At 56.8% G+C, this 15,720-nt stretch carries 17 protein-coding genes and 1 tRNA gene; 6 read left to right on the top strand and 12 right to left on the bottom strand.

Going from position 1 to position 15,720, the window contains the following annotated elements; all coding sequences use genetic code 11:
* Position 1: 1 nt before the first annotated feature.
* From KO498_RS03455 to blaOXA, 3 genes are all read right to left on the bottom strand, one after another.
* Positions 2-568 carry a hypothetical protein gene (locus tag KO498_RS03455; protein ID WP_215958482.1) on the bottom strand — a complete coding sequence of 189 codons (567 nt, stop codon included), beginning with the start codon at positions 566-568 and terminating at the stop codon, positions 2-4.
* 82 nt (positions 569-650) lie between these two features.
* Positions 651-2,321 (bottom strand): cytochrome c oxidase subunit I, encoded by a 1,671-nt coding sequence (locus tag KO498_RS03450; RefSeq protein ID WP_215958481.1) that lies wholly within the window; start codon positions 2,319-2,321, stop codon positions 651-653.
* Positions 2,322-2,499: 178 nt separating this feature from the next.
* Complete coding sequence (gene blaOXA / locus KO498_RS03445) at positions 2,500-3,267, bottom strand: class D beta-lactamase (protein ID WP_215958480.1); 768 nt, start codon at positions 3,265-3,267, stop codon at positions 2,500-2,502.
* 232 nt (positions 3,268-3,499) lie between these two features.
* Here blaOXA and KO498_RS03440 point away from each other — a divergent pair, with 232 nt between their 5' ends.
* Together KO498_RS03440 and KO498_RS03435 are read left to right on the top strand one after the other, a co-directional pair.
* Positions 3,500-3,856, top strand: coding sequence for a DUF1428 domain-containing protein (locus KO498_RS03440; protein ID WP_215958479.1), 357 nt, complete (start codon positions 3,500-3,502; stop codon positions 3,854-3,856).
* Positions 3,853-4,389, top strand: a complete 537-nt coding sequence (locus tag KO498_RS03435) for a GFA family protein (protein WP_215958478.1) — start codon at positions 3,853-3,855, stop codon at positions 4,387-4,389. Before KO498_RS03440 ends, KO498_RS03435 begins: the two co-directional genes overlap by 4 nt.
* Positions 4,390-4,494: 105 nt before the next feature.
* Here the strand turns inward: KO498_RS03435 and KO498_RS03430 are convergent, their stop codons facing one another.
* The 3 genes from KO498_RS03430 to KO498_RS03420 are packed head-to-tail and all read right to left on the bottom strand — an operon-like array spanning position 4,495 to position 6,595.
* The gene (locus tag KO498_RS03430; RefSeq protein ID WP_215958477.1) at positions 4,495-4,959 is read right to left on the bottom strand and encodes a c-type cytochrome; all 465 of its coding nucleotides are present in this window, start codon (positions 4,957-4,959) and stop codon (positions 4,495-4,497) included.
* 58 nt (positions 4,960-5,017) lie between these two features.
* A complete protein-coding gene (gene lipB, locus KO498_RS03425) occupies positions 5,018-5,713 on the bottom strand; it encodes a lipoyl(octanoyl) transferase LipB (RefSeq protein WP_215958476.1) in 696 nt (231 codons plus the stop codon).
* Between the two features lie 9 nt (positions 5,714-5,722).
* On the bottom strand, positions 5,723-6,595 hold the full coding sequence (locus KO498_RS03420) for a LytTR family DNA-binding domain-containing protein (RefSeq protein WP_215958475.1): 873 nt from the start codon (positions 6,593-6,595) through the stop codon (positions 5,723-5,725).
* 12 nt (positions 6,596-6,607) lie between these two features.
* Here KO498_RS03420 and KO498_RS03415 point away from each other — a divergent pair, with 12 nt between their 5' ends.
* The 3 genes from KO498_RS03415 (at position 6,608) to KO498_RS03405 (ending at position 8,104) form a co-directional block, all read left to right on the top strand.
* Positions 6,608-7,084, top strand: coding sequence for a DUF2306 domain-containing protein (locus tag KO498_RS03415; protein WP_215958474.1), 477 nt, complete (start codon positions 6,608-6,610; stop codon positions 7,082-7,084).
* A gap of 95 nt (positions 7,085-7,179) precedes the next feature.
* Positions 7,180-7,266 (top strand) — tRNA-Leu (locus tag KO498_RS03410).
* 157 nt (positions 7,267-7,423) lie between these two features.
* Positions 7,424-8,104, top strand: a complete 681-nt coding sequence (locus tag KO498_RS03405) for a hypothetical protein (RefSeq protein ID WP_215958473.1) — start codon at positions 7,424-7,426, stop codon at positions 8,102-8,104.
* Here the strand turns inward: KO498_RS03405 and KO498_RS03400 are convergent.
* The 3 genes from KO498_RS03400 to KO498_RS03390 form a co-directional block, all read right to left on the bottom strand.
* On the bottom strand, positions 8,054-8,776 hold the full coding sequence (locus KO498_RS03400) for a helix-turn-helix domain-containing protein (protein ID WP_215958472.1): 723 nt from the start codon (positions 8,774-8,776) through the stop codon (positions 8,054-8,056). The genes KO498_RS03405 and KO498_RS03400 overlap by 51 nt on opposite strands.
* Before the next feature lie 120 nt (positions 8,777-8,896).
* Positions 8,897-9,232, bottom strand: a complete 336-nt coding sequence (locus KO498_RS03395; protein ID WP_215958471.1) for a hypothetical protein — start codon at positions 9,230-9,232, stop codon at positions 8,897-8,899.
* Between the two features lie 321 nt (positions 9,233-9,553).
* On the bottom strand, positions 9,554-11,728 hold the full coding sequence (locus KO498_RS03390) for a hypothetical protein (protein WP_252731247.1): 2,175 nt from the start codon (positions 11,726-11,728) through the stop codon (positions 9,554-9,556).
* A gap of 141 nt (positions 11,729-11,869) precedes the next feature.
* On the opposite strand from KO498_RS03390, the gene KO498_RS03385 reads away from it, so the two are divergent.
* Positions 11,870-12,562, top strand: a complete 693-nt coding sequence (locus KO498_RS03385; protein WP_215958470.1) for a thiamine diphosphokinase — start codon at positions 11,870-11,872, stop codon at positions 12,560-12,562.
* Here the strand turns inward: KO498_RS03385 and KO498_RS03380 are convergent.
* The 3 genes from KO498_RS03380 to KO498_RS03370 all read right to left on the bottom strand — a co-directional run bounded on the left by KO498_RS03380 (position 12,477) and on the right by KO498_RS03370 (position 15,645).
* A complete protein-coding gene (locus KO498_RS03380) occupies positions 12,477-13,418 on the bottom strand; it encodes a DMT family transporter (RefSeq protein ID WP_215958469.1) in 942 nt (313 codons plus the stop codon). The two genes, KO498_RS03385 and KO498_RS03380, sit on opposite strands and share 86 nt — an antisense overlap.
* A 152-nt stretch (positions 13,419-13,570) precedes the next feature.
* Positions 13,571-14,947, bottom strand: a complete 1,377-nt coding sequence (locus KO498_RS03375) for an L-serine ammonia-lyase (RefSeq protein WP_215958468.1) — start codon at positions 14,945-14,947, stop codon at positions 13,571-13,573.
* Positions 14,947-15,645: a glutathione S-transferase family protein gene (locus KO498_RS03370; RefSeq protein WP_215958467.1), complete on the bottom strand. Its 699-nt coding sequence runs from the start codon at positions 15,643-15,645 to the stop codon at positions 14,947-14,949. The genes KO498_RS03375 and KO498_RS03370 overlap by 1 nt, the downstream gene beginning before the upstream one ends.
* Positions 15,646-15,720: the final 75 nt, after the last annotated feature.

Below are 15,720 nucleotides of genomic sequence, written 5' to 3'. Positions count from 1 at the left end.
GTCAGCCCCGCAGGCGTTTGACGAGCGAGACAAAGAGCTGCGCAATGAAGCCGAGAAGCGCGAGGCAGAACACGGCAAGGCCTGCAACACCGATGATGCCCGCCGTCTTGACGGAGGCAGCGGCGAACTCCCATTTCAGCATACCGCTGATGTAAGGGATCGCGATCAGCACGAGTTCGGGGCCGGACGCAAACAGCGCAAGCGGCGCCGCGAGCCAGCCAGTGAAGCGTGCAAAGAAGAGTGCCGATTTGCGGTTTTGTAGCCAGACGAGCAAAGCGCAGACGGCAAGGAGGGCTGCAGTAACGAAAGGCACGGCGGGGTCAACTTGAACCGTGATTGCCGAGTTACCCTTCTCCTCACCTAACAAGAGTGTTGTGGTCGTGAGCCAAGACGTTTTGCTGGCTTTGCCGAGGGCGTATTCGGCCACAAGGATATATGCGGACGTTGCCGCCAGAATTGCTGCCAAGGTGAGGTAGATACGCAGAGCCGATGTGCTGCGTTTTGCCAACCACAACCCGACAAGTGGCGCGGCGAGGCAGAGTAAAAAGCTGAGGCTCGGGGTATACATGGCGCGGGCTGTTCCGGGTTTGAAATGAAACGGGGCCCCAGATTTCTCTGGAGCCCCGGGTTAGTTTGATCAGAACTCCGGCTTAGTGCGCGTGGCCCTTGTCCCAGTCTTCCTGCTTTGGAAGCTGCTCAAAGGTGTGCTCTGGAGGCGGCGAAGGCAGCGTCCATTCGAGCGTGTCTGCGAACTCGTTCCAGTAGTTGTTCTCGGTCACTTTTGCGCCGCGGAACAGTGTGTAGAACACGATGCAGAAGAACAGGATGAACGATGAGAACGACAGGAGCGCGCCCCAGCTTGAGATGTAGTTCCAGTAGGCGAAGGCTTCCGGATAGTCGATGTAGCGACGTGGCATACCTTGGCGACCCAGGAAGTGTTGTGGGAAGAAGGTTACGTTGACGCCGATGAAGAACATCCAGAAGTGCACCTTGCCCCAGAATTCAGGGTATTGGCGGCCAGTCATCTTACCGATGTAGAAGTAGATACCGGCAAAGATAGTGAAGGCCGCGCCCATCGACATCGTGTAGTGGAAGTGCGCCACAACGTAGTAGGTGTCGTGGTAGGCACGGTCGATGCCGGCTTGTGACAGGGTGATGCCTGTTACGCCGCCGATGGTGAAGAGCACCAAAAAGCCGATGGCAAAGAGCATTGGCGTTTTGAACTCAAGCGAGCCGCCCCACATTGTCGCGATCCATGAGAAGATCTTAATGCCTGTCGGCACGGCGATCGTCATGGTGGCGAGCATGAAGTAGCTCTGCTGTTGAAGCGACATGCCGACTGTATACATGTGGTGCGCCCAGACAACGAAGCCGAGGCCGCCGATGGCGATCAAGGCCCAGACCATTGGCAGATAGCCAAACACCGGCTTGCGCGAGAACGTTGCGAAGATGTGTGAGACAAGGCCAAAGCCCGGCAGAACCACGATGTAAACTTCAGGGTGCCCGAAGAACCAGAGGATGTGCTGATACAAGATCGGATCGCCGCCGCCTGCTGGATCAAAGAAGGTTGTGCCAAAGTTACGGTCTGTCAGCAGCATGGTGATCGCGCCAGCCAGAACAGGCAGAGCGAGAAGGATGAGCCATGCAGTGATGAAGATCGACCATGCAAAGAGCGGCACTTTGAACAGTGTCATGCCCGGTGCGCGCATGTTGAGGAATGTGGTGATCATGTTGATCGCGCCAAGGATTGATGACGCGCCGGAGACGTGAACCGCGAAGATCGCGAGATCCATCGACATGCCAGCTTCCGAGGTTGAGAGCGGCGGATAAAGCACCCAGCCAACGCCAGAACCGAGCTGATCATTGCCGCCAGGCGCAAGCATTGAGGCAACGCCAAGCGCCACACCGGCAACATACATCCAGAACGAAAGGTTGTTCATCCGCGGGAAGGCCATGTCAGGCGCGCCGATTTGCAGCGGCATGAAGTAGTTACCAAAGCCGCCGAACAGCGCCGGAATAACCACAAAGAACATCATCAGAACGCCATGATAGGTGATCAAAACGTTCCAGAGGTGGCCGTTCGGGGTGCATTCTCCGCCATTGTCAAACAGGCGGAAGCCTTCGAGACACATGTATTGAACACCCGGTTCCATGAGCTCGAGGCGCATGAAGACGGTGAAAGACACCGCAATCAGGCCAACAAGGGCTGAGACGATGAGGTAAAGTAGGCCAATATCTTTGTGGTTTGTCGACAGGAACCAGCGCGTAAAGAACGTGCGGTTGTCTTCGTGATCGTGGCCGTGAATGGCTGCGTCTGCCATGCTGTGCCTCCCTTGGGTGCAAGTATTGAGAATGCCAGCGAAGATTCCATAAGAATCCCTGCAAGCACGGTGTATCACTTCACGTTTTAGAATGTGTAACCGAGCGGGGCAATGTCAGAGTTTGATCGAGATCAACATTTATTGTCGCACCCCTTGTAAAACCGAGCCGAAATACTGGCTATGGCGCGGCTTTACGCATCAGCGCGTCAAACTCGGCCAAGAACCCGTCGCGCGTGCGGAGTCCGCCGGATCGTTTGTGGCGCGATTGGTCTTGCCGAAGCCGTGCAAAGACAACCTGTCTGCCGCTCCGTTCGGCCCAACCGACATACCAGCTCCAGCCGCGCGCGTAATCAAACTTGCCATTCGCCTTGCGCGGGAAGGCGGTTCCTGTTTTGCCAAACACCAGCCATTTGTCGGCTGTGGTGTGCGAGGCCGTGATCTTGCGGGTGTTTTCAATCGCGTCTCGGGAGAGGGGAAGCTCGCCTGCCAACATGCGCGACAAAAAGGTAACCTGCTCGCGCGGCGATATTTGCAGCGAGGATGTGAGCCATGCACGTGAGAGGCCGTTTGCTTTGCCGGGGTCGCCGCTAAAGTCAGCGTTGCCATAGCCAAATGCCTTTGCGTAATGCTCAAGCTTTGCTTTGCCGATCAGCGGGGTGATCTGCTGGGAATACCAAACCACCGAATAGCGCATCCAACGGTGGGGCGTTGTGGCTTGTGTCCAGTTTTTGCCGCCCCAAGCGGGGTAATCAGGCTTGTAGGGCAGTTTCGGCAGTTCAGGGCTTTGTAGCACGCCAGTTTCAAACCCTATCAACGCGAGAGCGAGTTTGAAGGTTGAAGCGGGTGTAGTGCGTTGATCGCAGTCACCTGTTTCGTGAAGGGCGCCTACAGTCGGCTCGATGATCAAGGTGCATATTGTGCGCGCATGAGCAGGGGCTGCAAACACGAAGAACGCTGCACAGAAAAGTGAAAGCCTGGGACGTGAAAGTCTGGTTGGCATGGCATCAAACTCGCGTTTGTTAGGGTACTGATAGCAATGGCAAAGAGCGGCGTTTTGATCAATGTCTATTGCCGCGCACTAGCAAACTTTGCTTATGCAGCTTGTTGTGGTTTCATAGGTTGATTGACGCCACTGTGGCACGACACAAGACTGCGGCACGACACAAGGGAGAGACAGCATGAGCTATATCAGCGGGTTTGTTGCGGCGGTTAAGACCGATCGCAAAGATGAGTATGTCGGGTTTGCGCGCAAAGCGTGGCCGCTGTTCAAGAAGCACGGCGCAGTGCGGATGGTTGAAAACTGGGGCGGTGATGTGCCTGATGGCGAGATCACATCCTTTCCCATGGCTGTGAAGCTGGGAGAGGGCGAGACAGTTGTGTTCAGCTGGATCGAATGGCCGGACAAAACCACCAGCGATGCTTGCAACGCTTCGATGCAGACAGACCCCGCTTGGGAAGCAATGGGCGAGATGCCCTTTGACGGCAAACGGATGATCTTTGGCGGCTTTGAAACGCTGTTGGATATGCAAGGATGAGCGACGTGACCAAACTTGCCTGCCAATGCGGCGCGCTGCAAATGGAAGTGCAGGGTGCGCCGATTTGTGTGACCGAGTGCCTTTGTGACAGTTGCCGCGCGGCGAGTGACCGGCTTGAACGGCTGGAAGGTTCACCCGAGCTTTTGACAAGCTACGGTGCCACCTGCTGTGCTGAATACCGCAAAGACAGGCTGCGGTTTCTGGCAGGGCAAGAAAACTTGCGAGACTTTCGCCTTACTCCGGCTTCCGGTACACGGCGGGTCGTGGCGATATGCTGCAATACGCCGGTGTTCATCGAGGCCAAAGGTGGACATTGGGTGAGTCTTTACGCGGTGCTTTGGCCCGAGGGAGACATGCCACCGGTGCAGCTTCGCACAATGGTCGGTGATCTTGCTGATGCCACGAACGTTCCCGACGATGTGCCAAACCACAACAAGTTCGCAGCCAAGTTCATGTGGCGGCTGCTGACATCGTGGGTCGCGATGGGTTTTCGCAACCCCAAGATTGAAACACATGGAACGCTCAAGGCTTAAAGTGCAGTTGCGCAGCGTTGCAGTGAGGCCCAACGAAAAACGCCCCAGACTTTGCTGAGGCGTTTTGCTGTTAACTTATGTCAGATCAGATCAGATCAGATCAGATCACTCGCTTGCGGCGGGTTCTTCTGTTGTTTCGGCTTCGGCCTCTGGTGCGGCTTCTTCCATGACCGGGCCAACACTTGCGAGGTAGGCGGCAACATCTTCGCCACCTTTCTTGAGCTTGAAGCTCATCTTGGACTTGGGATCGTAACCATTGTCACCGAGCCATGCTTTCGGATCGACGGAATAAGCCGCGAGCGTTTCTTCAGTCCAGACAAACTCGGCTTCGGCGGCTTCGGTAAGGCCTTTGCTATACTTGAAGCCTTCTTGCGAGCCTGCAACGCGACCGATAACACCGTAAAGGTTCGGGCCGGTTTTGCCGCCTTTGAAGATAACTTCGTCCTCGGATGCGATCGTGTGGCAGGCCTTACATCTCTTGAAGACCTTTTCACCTTTTTCAACATCGCCCTCGGCGAATGCAGGAAGGGCAAGAGCGGCCAGAGCGGTTGCAGTAAGAAGCGTTTTCATATCATGAACCTCGGGTTACAGTTTTTTCATTGCCTAATGTATAGGCAGACCATGACTGCTACAAGCCAGATGGCGCGGTTAGATTGTCGCAGCTAAAAGCGGAACGTGCCTCAAATACACCGTCAAATGTCAGGCGCAGAGCGGCGTCGAGGTCATCCATGTTAACGGGCAGACCGAGGTCAACCAGCGAGGTGATGCCATGTTCGGTGATGCCGCAGGGCACGATGCCGGTGAAATGCTCCAAGTCCGGCTCGAGGTTGATCGAGATGCCATGAAAGCTGATCCACTTGCGCAGACGAATGCCGATTGCGGCGATCTTGTCTTCTTGCAACTGCCCTGTCGCGGTGAGGGGCTTGTCACCCCGCTCAACCCAAACACCAACACGGCCTGCGCGGATGTGGCCTTCAACGTTGAACTCGGCGAGGGTGTTGATCACCCATGTCTCCAAGTCTCGCACAAAACAGCGCACATCGCGACCACGCTCGGCGACATTGAGCATCACGTAGACAACGCGCTGGCCGGGGCCGTGGTAGGTGTATTGCCCTCCGCGACGGGCCTCATGCACGGGAAAGCGCTCGGGGTCTACCAGATCAGCGGGCTTGGCTGAAGTGCCCGCGGTGTAGAGCGGTGGATGCTCAAGCAACCAAATGCACTCGGCCTCGGTGCCATCAGCGATACCGGCGACACGCGCCTCCATAAAGGCCAACGCCTCGGCGTAGTCGGTCAGCCCGTCGGTCACTTTCCATTCGATCATTGCACGTCCTTACTGCGGTAAAAGCCCAGCTTGCTTAAGAGCCGGAATATAGCTGCGGGAGGCGGGAATGTCGCGCCCGTCTTTAAGCGCAATACGTGCCTTGTCACCTTCGCGGGTGACATTGCTGATCTGTGCAAAAGCAACCCAATGCGAGCGATGCACCTGCATGCCGGTATTGCGGCCGGTTTCCTTGATGGCATCTGAGAGGCGCATGAGCAACAGCGAGGCGCCCTTGGTTGTTATGACTTCAACATAGTGATCCTGCACCGCAAGCGACACCAAAGCCCCGCGCTTGGCGAGCTCAAGTCGTTGCAAAAGGGCAGGCGGGGCCGTGGCGCTATCGTCGGCGGTATCAGCGGATGCATGATTTGACGTGTAGTGCAGCGCCAGTGCGATGATCGCCGCCGTGACAAAGACCGAAAACGCCAGCCCAGTGATGTAGGCAGGATCCGTCGGCGCGAGGCCAAAGGCCAGCCAGTTGAGCAGCACCACAAGCAGCGTGACGCTTACGGCCGTGCCAACCGCCGCCGTGAGAGGGGCAAGCCAAACCGGCGTGGCATTGCGAAACCGCTCTGACATGTAAGCCGATACATAGCCGCCAAGCGCAAAGGTGAGCGGCGCGGTGAACGCCCAGTAAGCAAGGCGCGGCGCGAAACTCATGCTGGTATGGGTGCCAAATGGGCCAGAGACCGCCAGCAACAAAGCCACAGCCGCGAGCCCGACAACAAAGCGTGTCTCGGTAAAGTAGCGCCGCGTTTCACGAAGCGCGTAATGCGAGGGGCTGGTGTTCACGTAGTTTCCTAGCATTTCGCCACAAGCGCGGCTGACAGAGGGCTCGGCCTGTCTTAGCCCATTTTCACGGCCAATTCCAAGCCAAGACAAAGGAGCTTTCAGATGAGTTTTCAACCAATCCTTGAGGCAAACCCGGCGATACAGTTGCATCTTGCGGCTGCGCTGGCCTCTGTCGCCCTGACACCGGTGATGCTGATGCGCCGCAAGGGTGACCGTCTGCACAAAGCCCTCGGGAGGCTCTGGGTGGTTGCGATGGCGGCAACGGCGTTGAGCTCGTTCTGGATCAGCACAATCAAGCTTTGGGGGGCTTGGAGCCCGATTCACATTCTGTCGGTGATCACGTTGATTTCGCTGGTTCTGGCGGTGAGGCGGGCGCGGGCGGGCGACATTCGCGGCCATAAAGCCTCACTGATCGGCGCGATCCTCGGCTTGCTTGGCGCGGGGCTGTTTACCCTCGTTCCCGGGCGCATCCTGTCACGCACACTGCTTGCGGGCAATGAAACCTTGGGGTTCTGGGCCATATTCAGCCTCGGTGTGCTGGGGTTGATCGTGCTGATAAGGCGCTGGCGGCTGCTTTGAAAACATACCGCCAAGAATAATTCTGCCCGCAGGCTTATTTGCTCTTCACATCTGCTTGGCCTCAGGCTATCACGCCGTTCACCAAGTCAAGACATGCGGTCGTGGCGGAATTGGTAGACGCGCAGCGTTGAGGTCGCTGTGAGGTAACACTCGTGAGGGTTCGAGTCCCTCCGACCGCACCACTCTCTTTGTAAGATGAGTATCGACTTTGCCCTCTGAGGATTATCGCTCATTCCCGCGCACAACCCGAGCTTGTGGTTGAAAGTAGCGGCCTTCTGTTGCATCAAGTTTGAAAAGTAAAAGCATTTTTAGGCAGAGCAGATACTTACGATGTTTCAAATGAAGTTAACCACCCGAGCTGCGCAGCATTTGGCGAAGCTCAAGGCGCTTGGCTTTGATGTGCTGGCAACCGATGACTTTGCTGAAATTGAAGAGTTGGTGCAGCAAACCGGCAAGCCCTTTCGCTCACCGATGTTTGACACCCGTCGCAACGACTTTACCGAGGGGCGGGCATTCTGGCTGTTTCTCAAGCTTGATGGCGAAATCGTTGGCGGGCTGGCTGCGCAGCTTATCGGACTTGGGCAAGAGAGCTTTGAGCATTACATCGCCCGTTCGACCAACGCGCAGTATGGTATCGAAGCTGATCTGGAACATGTTGCTCGGCCGCTGAACGACCGGCTGAGAGGTGACTTGATCTACCTGGGCGATTTGCACATCTCTGATGCCGCGCGTGGCAAACGGCAGGTTCTGCGCGAGTATGTGCGGCTTTGCGTCATACTTTCAGCGATGACCTGGCCTTCGTTTGATTGGGTCTTTGCGCATATCCCTTATCAGCACCGCTCGCTTCAGGATGTCTACGGATTTGCCTCCATCACGCACGGGGCTTTCACATGGGGCGCCTCTGCGCCGTTTCTACGCACCAATGATATGGCGGTAATCTACCACGCCAAAGCCGACTTGTTGCACAGCTTACTCATTGATGATCCGGATGAGGCGGCAAAAAACAAGCGTAAAGGGTGATCCCTTGGTGTCCCGCACGCCGGCCATGAGCTTGCGATAGCTGCCTCTGATCTCGGCCCCGTTTTTTTGCGCGACAAAGGGCTGATCGGTGACGGTATACTTCTGCGGTTCGATGGCCTTATGGGACAATCTGATTTGAGCAACATTGTCGGGGTCAAAGCGCTCATAATAGTCTTTGAGGTCTGTCTCACGCGAGAATCCGAGAAGTTGCGCAGCGAGGCTTTGTTTGCCGACTGCAAAGGGCTGCGCCATGATGTCCCCTTCTTCTAGCGGGTGATAGATATCAACCCTGTCTTTAAGCCAATCAAATTCGGTCAAGCGAAAGTCGACATGCACAAGCCAGTCAAGCACGTCGTCGATGCTTATGTTAATGCCTTGATTTATAAGCGCTTTGCTTTGCTCATTGAAAGAGCGCTCAAGTGTTAGCATCATTTGGTCGGGGGCCGGCCCGGCGGTGTTCGGGGCAAACTGAAACACCGGTTGCTGATCAGAAAAGAAACTCAGCGGTATGTTGAGTGCGCGTGAGAGCTTGTCGATCGTGGAAAAAGGTATAGGCCTGTTGTGGGCGATCTGGGCATGCAACGTCGAGTATTTTAACCCCGCAGCTTGGCAGGCGGCGCGCAGGGTGACGTTCTTGAGTTTACACAAATGTGTAATTTTGTCAGGGATCATGGCCTCTGTTTCCACATATGTAGATATTTTTACACAAGTTTTGACAGCTTGCAGCATTTTGCGCAACCTTCACCTTTATTTCTGCGAGTAAGGCGCGACTGGGGATGGAGAACCGAAAAACTATCGAGGCTTGGGTGAGTGAGGATGATCCGCTTCGTCAGCAAGCGCTCGGGCGTAGGCTTCGAGTTGAGCTTTTAGCAAAGGCGGTAGTCCGGAGTAGAGCTGCGCTATCTGAATATGGCCTGACAATGCAGGATCACCCAAAAGCTGATCAAGACTAGTGCCAAGGCTCTGCGCGATACGCGCGGCTTCGTCAACACTGAGTGTTATGGTGTCGCCGTCGATCAATGACGCAAGGCGCGCTAGCGGCACATCGGCGGCAACGGCGACTTGCTCAAGCGGTTGATCAGTTTGTGTCAGGGCGCGCAAAAATGCGTCTCGAAAAATCGTAGGCATGACGCGTGTTAACAGCGATTTGCGGCCATTTTATGAACCGTTGGCCCTTTACCGCGACATGATGCATGAGCCGCGCTTGACCGTAATAATCGGCGACGGCGAGGTGCTGCACGAGCCCCGGGCGTTAGAGATTGGTCGCGCAGGAAAACAACTCCATGCACGATTCCATGCGCGATTCTCCTTTTGAGCGAGACTGAGCGAGGCTATGTAAGGCGATCACACAGAAGGCAACAAAAAGGGGCGCCCGCGAGGGGCGCCCTAGTTTGAGCAGTCAAGAGTCTCGGATGAGACTCAGGGGAAAATTCTTGAAAAGCTAAAGTCTTAGGCGTCAGCCGCGCGGGCTGCTGTAGGGCGATAGGAAATGTCCTCGGCCGCTTCAAAACGGCCGCCGCCGAGTTTGCGGATCTTGCCCTCACGCAGCAGTTGACCAAACGAGCGCAACCGGTCTTCGCGGGCTGTGTCGGCGTGCTCGGTGGCATTGAGCTTTGACATAAGCTGCGGACGTGAAAACTGCTCGTGGCCTTCAACAAAGGCCATGAACGACGCTGCGGCTTCAAGCACTTCACCAAGATTATAGGCGCCGACTTCGTCGATATAGTCAGCAAACTCGGTGTCTTGCGCAGGAGACCCAACCGGCGCAACTGTTGTTGTTGCGGCGCGGATGCGGCGTGGGCGCACAGGTGCTTTGGACACGGGCGTATCAATCCGTTGTTCTGCAACCAGTTTAAGCGGCGCGGCCGGACGGGCGGTGTGGGCTTTGGCGGCGGGGCGGCGCGGACGCACGGCTGTTTCCAGATCATCACGGTAAACTTCCGTGTCGCGGCCGTCGGCACCAAGATCACCACCGGCACCGCGTTCGGCTTCGGTTGCGGCAACCGCGGCGCGCAAATGAGCGATGGCATTGCGGCGGCCTTTGCCCGTTTCGTCCTGAAGCTGGCTGTTGGTTTCCTCAAGAATGCGGCCCATTTGGGCATCGGTGCTCTCATTGAGGCGGTCGCTTCGGCGTGGCTTTTCGGCTTCTGTTGGTTGTTCGTCGGCAGGCTGCTCGTCAGAGAACATGTTGCCTGCGGTGTCTTCGCCGTCTGCTTCGGCGGCAAGGATGCCGACGTTTTCTTCAACGTCGTCTTCAAGCTCGTCCTCAAGCTCCGATATGGCTTCAACAGCGCCCTTATCTTCGTGGCCAAAGGCTTCAGCAAGTTCGGCTTCAACTTCAGCCAACTCCTGGCGCAGTTCAGCTTCCTCATCGGCGCTCAGGCTTGAGGCAGGCGTAATATCATCTGCGTCGTCATTGGCATCGTCACCGTCGTCACCCTCTTCGATGTAACCATCAGCAACGGCAGCTTCGAAATCGGCTCGTTTCATCTTGATGACACGGGCGCGCAGCGGTGCTGCTTTCGGTGCTGCTTCAGCAACGGTTTCCTCGGCTTCGATCTCGTCGTCGTAAGTTTCGTCGTAGCTGTCATCGTCCTCGGTAGCGGCTGTCATTTTGCCAAGCAGAGCAGCAATGTCATCATCATCATCATCTTCTTCTTCGGCAACAGGCGCATCGTCAACTACAGCTACTGGTGTCAGGGCGTCTTCGTCCTGATCTGCCTCGCCAAGCAGTTCTGAAAGGTCGTCACTTGGCTCAAAGAACGGCTCGTTTGCGTCTTCGTCGTCATGCAACATGTCGCTGGCATGCTCGTCTTCCGAGAAGTCGCTTTCGTCGCCGGTCTTTGAAACAACATCGCGAATGCGCTGGAGTTTTGCGGCAACGCTGTCTGGATCAGCAGCTGCTTTCGGGGCTTGCGGTTCAACCTCGGTGATCGCTTCAACTTCGGCCTCAACGACTTCCTCAACAACTTCTGGTGTGATCTCGTCAGGCGTGATCGCATCGGTGGTGTCGGCAACACTTTCGGCAACCAGTGCCGAGAGGCCGGAAATGTCGATATCTGAAGCTGGTTTGGATTCTGCTACAGGCTCGGAAACGGGCTCGGAAACAGGCTCGGAAGCTACCGGCGCCGGGGCAACTGGTGCTTCGCTCACTTCGGCAGTTGCCGTTTCTACAGGTGTTTCTTCAATCTCTTGGGCCACAAGCGGAGCGGCCTGTTCGGCGACTTCTTCAACAGCAACCTCGGGTTTGGCCTCCGGCTCTGGCTGCATTTCTGGCTGCGTTTCTGTCTGGGCTTCTGGCTGCGCTTCTGCCAGGGTCTCTGCCTGTGGCTCACCCTCAGGTGCCTTCGCTGCGACAGGAAGAATAGAACCGGCATCGGCTTTAAGAACGAAAGTGTTGTCTTCACGATGGGCCTCAACACGCCGCGAAATTTCTCGTTCGGCGATGCGCGCCAGCATTTCGGCATCGGGGCTGGGGGGCTCGGCACCGAAATAGCGGTCATCAGAGGCCAGATCACGGAAATACTCCGCAATGGCTTTCATTGTGCCAAAAGAATCGTCAAAGCCTTCCAATGTGCACGAGAAGGTGCCGTAGGAAACTGTAAGAATCTTGTTGTTAACCATGTTATTGCTCGCCACAGAATTTTTTATGTTGGAACAGTTAATGACGGCCGAGATGGTCGAAAGGTGACCGAATGTAAGATTTTAAGCGTATCATTTGGTGTCAACATTGTGTTTCGTTTCTTCAATTAAGGTAAAACTGCCATGATTCCCGCTATTGTCCACGATTCGGAACCAGTATTGCTGGTTGGTGGAGGAAAACACCGGAAAAAGGCCTTTGAGCTTGCGCACGAGTATAGCAGAAAGCTTGTTGCCGCCGACAGTGGAGCCAACTGGCTTGTTAAGCATAACCACATGCCAGACATGGTGATCGGTGACTTTGATTCAATATCCTCCGCCGTTAAAGCCAAGATAGACCCAAGCCGTACATTCTTGGTTAGCCGCCAAGATGACACCGATTTCGAGAAATGCCTGAGCCGGATCAGCGCGCCGTTGGTGCTCGGGGTCGGCTTTACAGGCGGGCGGATTGACCATCAGCTGGCAGCGTATCATGGGCTGATGCGCTTTGCGGCGCAGCGCTGTATTCTTATAGGCGCGCATGACATCGCCTTTCTGGCACCAGCCGAGGCAAGGTTTGATCTGCCGGTCGGAATGCGCTTTTCGCTGTATCCTTTGGCGCCGTTGCAGGCGCGTTCAAAGGGGCTGCGCTGGCCGCTTGACGGGCTGACACTTGCAGCGGGTGCGTTGATCGGCACTTCAAATGAAGTGAGCGGGCCGGTGACGCTAAGCTGTGATGTCGCTGCCGGTTTGGTTATTCTGCCGCTGTCTGCCTTGCCGGCTGCTGTTGCCGGTTTGCGGGCTGCCGGCGGTGCTTGGCCCGCTCGACAAACAGAATAAAGAGCCCGGCGGAAATGGTGACCGCCATGCCGAGGATCGCCAGCGGGTTGGGCCAGTCGGCAAACACCAATAGCCCGACGAGCCCGGCCAGCGGGATTTCCACATACTGCACCGGCGTTACCGTGGCCGAGGGTGCAAAGCGCAGCGACCATGTCATCAGCAGGTGCGCCAGTGTGCCCGCTATGCCGACGCCGATTATCAGGCTCCACTCATAGGCCGAAGGAGAGGGCCATTGCACGATAGGCAACGATACGAATTGCCCTAGAAACAGCGGCGGCAAGAGTAGGCCCAAAGCCATGAGGCCGGAGACGAACTGCAAACCGATCGGGTCGGTTTCCTGCGCAATGTGACGGGTGATCAGCATAAAGAACGAGAATGTAACAGCGACTCCGAGCGGCAATAACGCCGGCCAACCGACCGCTGCAAAACTGGGTTGCACCACAAGAAGTGTGCCGAGAAATCCGACAAGGCAGGCGGCAAAGCGCATGATGCCGACGTCTTCACCAAGCAGCAGCCGGCCCAGCAGCAAGTTGATGAAGGGCAACACAAAGGCAATGGCGATTGCATCGGCCAATGGAATGTATTGCAGGGCGGTAAACATAAAGCCGATGCCGGTGATATGCAGCAAGGTGCGCAAAAAGCAAAACCATGTGGCGCGTGGCGACAGCCGCCAGGGCCGCACACCAAGGGCAATGAACGGGAAGAGAAGGATGACCTGCACCAGAAAGCGCAGGAACAACATCGCGCCGAGTGGCATGGTTTGGCCGATGAGCTTTGCAAAAGCGTCACCGATCGGGGCGACAATGCAAAAGCCGAGCATCAAAGCGATGCCGAGGAGGGGGCGGTCAGCTGACATTCCGGCAGGCTAGCGAGAGTCTCGCGACTTGGCAATCATGCGATGAGAGTGGCGGCGGCAATACGCCTTTAAGTTGTTTTTCTTGAGAGGCTATTCGACCTGCGAGTGCCACGGACAGAAGGGAACATTGAAGCCCGATTTTAATGCCTTACTCAGCAGTTAGGCACGTTGACAGCAAGCCCGCCCAGCGACGTTTCTTTATACTTCTCGCTCATATCGAGGCCGGTTTGGCGCATTGTCTCAATACAAGCATCTAGCGGCACGAGGTGTGTGCCGTCGCCGCGCAAAGCCAGCGAGGCCGCGGAAACCGCCTTGATCGCACCGAGGCCGTTGCGTTCGATACAAGGCACTTGAACGAGTCCTTTGACGGGGTCACATGTCATGCCCAAATGATGCTCAAGCGCGATCTCGGCTGCGTTCTCGACTTGCTCTGGGGTGCCGCCCATGACAGCACAGAGACCAGCGGCGGCCATTGCTGCGGCGCTCCCGACTTCCGCCTGACATCCGGCTTCGGCCCCCGAGATAGACGCGTTGAACTTGACCAGCCCGCCGATTGCGGCCGCGGTGAGCAGAAAATCTTCAACGCGGTCTTCCGAGGCACTTGGCACATGATCGAGCCAATAGCGGATCACCGCTGGCATGACGCCTGCTGCACCGTTGGTTGGTGCCGTCACGACTTGCCCACCAGCGGCGTTCTCCTCGTTGACGGCCATTGCATAGGTGCTCATCCAGTCGTTGATCGTATGCGGCGCGCTTTGGTTCATGCCGCGCTCCGCAAGCAGCGCGTCATAGATGCCCTTGGCGCGGCGCTTCACCATAAGGCCACCGGGCAACTCACCGTCGGTGTGCAGCCCGCGCTCGATACAGTCATTCATGACCTGCCAGAGACGCGCGGTGCCAGATTTCAAGTTCTCCGGCCCGCCGCGTGCCACTTCGTTGTCGCGTTTCATCTGGGCGATGGTTTTGCCCGAGGTCTTGCACATAGCGAGCATCTCGTCGGCAGATTTGAACGGATAGGGAATAGGTGTGCCGTCATCATCGGTCGCTTTACCCTCGGCGAGTTCGGCTTCTGTCAGAACAAATCCGCCGCCGATAGAGTAATATGTTTCGCTCAGCGTTACGTCGCCCTGCGCATCGGTGGCCATCAAGACCATGCCGTTGGCGTGGCCTGCAAGCGCTGGGCCGTAGTCAAACAGGAGGTCTTGTTTGGGGTTGAACACCAGCGGCGGCAGGTCGGGCGGGGTGATCATCCCGGTGCTGCGGATGCCCTCAAGCGTGGCTTCGGCGGCGTCTGCTTCGTAGGTTTCGGGCGAAAAGCCGGCGAGCCCCAGTATGGTGGCGCGGTCGGTTGCGTGGCCGATGCCGGTGAATGCAAGGCTCCCGTGAAGTGTGCCGCGTAGGCCGTGAAACTGAAACGGTGAGGCGCGCATCCTGTCAAGAAACCGCGCGGCAGCGACCATAGGCCCCATCGTATGTGACGACGAGGGCCCGATGCCGATTTTGAACATATCAAACACAGAGAGAAACATTAGGTTGCCGATCCTTCTGGCGGGGTGGCGTAGCGCGGTTTGCTAAAGGGTGTCGCGCCGAGGCCTTCCGCTTTGATAGCGCGCGCGACAGAACTGCGGAGTTCGATCCGCGTCGCAAGAGCGTGCAAATGCGGCGTCTCGTTGAGCGAGAACCACTTTGTGCTCGAGGCCGGATAGAGCGCCATCCAGCGCAGGAGCGTGACGACATACAAGTCGAGCACTGTGACGGTCGCGGAGTTAAACCAGCTGTGGCCTTCGCCAGCCAGTGCATCAAGCTTGCTCAGGTGCGCCTTGAGGCTCACTTGCAAGCCGCGGCGCAGCTTGGTGCAGTCAGCCAGATCAGCACCGATGTATTTGTCAGGGTAAAACATCATCCGCATTTCGGTGTGGACGGTGTTGGATATGAAGAACAGCCACTTGAGAAACTCGCCTCGCTGGCGGCTTTGGGGGGCTGGGGCAAGGGCGTTGTGCTGCTCGGAGAGCCAGAGCAGGATCGCACCGGTTTCAAACACCGCGCCTTGCGGTGTTTCCAGCGTCGGAATCAGGCCGTTAGGGTTGATCGCCAGATAGGCTGGTGCGCGCTGGGCGTCTTTGGAGCGTTCAACCAGCACGGCGTCATAAGCCAGCCCGAGCTCTTCAAGTGCGAGGCGGATGATCAGCGAGGCGTTGTCAGGGGCGTAATGCAGGCGGTATGTCATGGGGCCATAGATAGGCGTATTCCCCGCGATTCAGAACATGAAAAACGACAGAAGAAGAACGGGGGCGCGTATTTA

Source organism: Lentibacter algarum, assembly GCF_018860975.1.
Classification (GTDB): Bacteria; Pseudomonadota; Alphaproteobacteria; order Rhodobacterales; family Rhodobacteraceae; genus Lentibacter; species Lentibacter algarum_A.
The sequence above is the reverse complement of the archived record's forward strand: the minus strand, read 5'-3'. Positions and strand labels throughout refer to the sequence as shown.

What these genes read in the sequence shown, in the direction of transcription:
- KO498_RS03400 (WP_215958472.1), bottom strand. Translation starts at nt 8,776, where the DNA reads ATGATCCCTGACAAAATTACACATTTGTGTAAACTCAAGAACGTCACC.
- KO498_RS03385 (WP_215958470.1), top strand. Translation starts at nt 11,870, where the DNA reads ATGATTCCCGCTATTGTCCACGATTCGGAACCAGTATTGCTGGTTGGT.
- KO498_RS03450 (WP_215958481.1), bottom strand. Translation starts at nt 2,321, where the DNA reads ATGGCAGACGCAGCCATTCACGGCCACGATCACGAAGACAACCGCACG.
- KO498_RS03380 (WP_215958469.1), bottom strand. Translation starts at nt 13,418, where the DNA reads ATGTCAGCTGACCGCCCCCTCCTCGGCATCGCTTTGATGCTCGGCTTT.
- KO498_RS03395 (WP_215958471.1), bottom strand. Translation starts at nt 9,232, where the DNA reads ATGCCTACGATTTTTCGAGACGCATTTTTGCGCGCCCTGACACAAACT.
- KO498_RS03375 (WP_215958468.1), bottom strand. Translation starts at nt 14,947, where the DNA reads ATGTTTCTCTCTGTGTTTGATATGTTCAAAATCGGCATCGGGCCCTCG.
- KO498_RS03430 (WP_215958477.1), bottom strand. Translation starts at nt 4,959, where the DNA reads ATGAAAACGCTTCTTACTGCAACCGCTCTGGCCGCTCTTGCCCTTCCT.
- KO498_RS03370 (WP_215958467.1), bottom strand. Translation starts at nt 15,645, where the DNA reads ATGACATACCGCCTGCATTACGCCCCTGACAACGCCTCGCTGATCATC.
- KO498_RS03405 (WP_215958473.1), top strand. Translation starts at nt 7,424, where the DNA reads ATGAAGTTAACCACCCGAGCTGCGCAGCATTTGGCGAAGCTCAAGGCG.
- KO498_RS03440 (WP_215958479.1), top strand. Translation starts at nt 3,500, where the DNA reads ATGAGCTATATCAGCGGGTTTGTTGCGGCGGTTAAGACCGATCGCAAA.
- KO498_RS03435 (WP_215958478.1), top strand. Translation starts at nt 3,853, where the DNA reads ATGAGCGACGTGACCAAACTTGCCTGCCAATGCGGCGCGCTGCAAATG.
- KO498_RS03455 (WP_215958482.1), bottom strand. Translation starts at nt 568, where the DNA reads ATGTATACCCCGAGCCTCAGCTTTTTACTCTGCCTCGCCGCGCCACTT.
- lipB (WP_215958476.1), bottom strand. Translation starts at nt 5,713, where the DNA reads ATGATCGAATGGAAAGTGACCGACGGGCTGACCGACTACGCCGAGGCG.
- KO498_RS03415 (WP_215958474.1), top strand. Translation starts at nt 6,608, where the DNA reads ATGAGTTTTCAACCAATCCTTGAGGCAAACCCGGCGATACAGTTGCAT.
- KO498_RS03390 (WP_252731247.1), bottom strand. Translation starts at nt 11,728, where the DNA reads ATGGTTAACAACAAGATTCTTACAGTTTCCTACGGCACCTTCTCGTGC.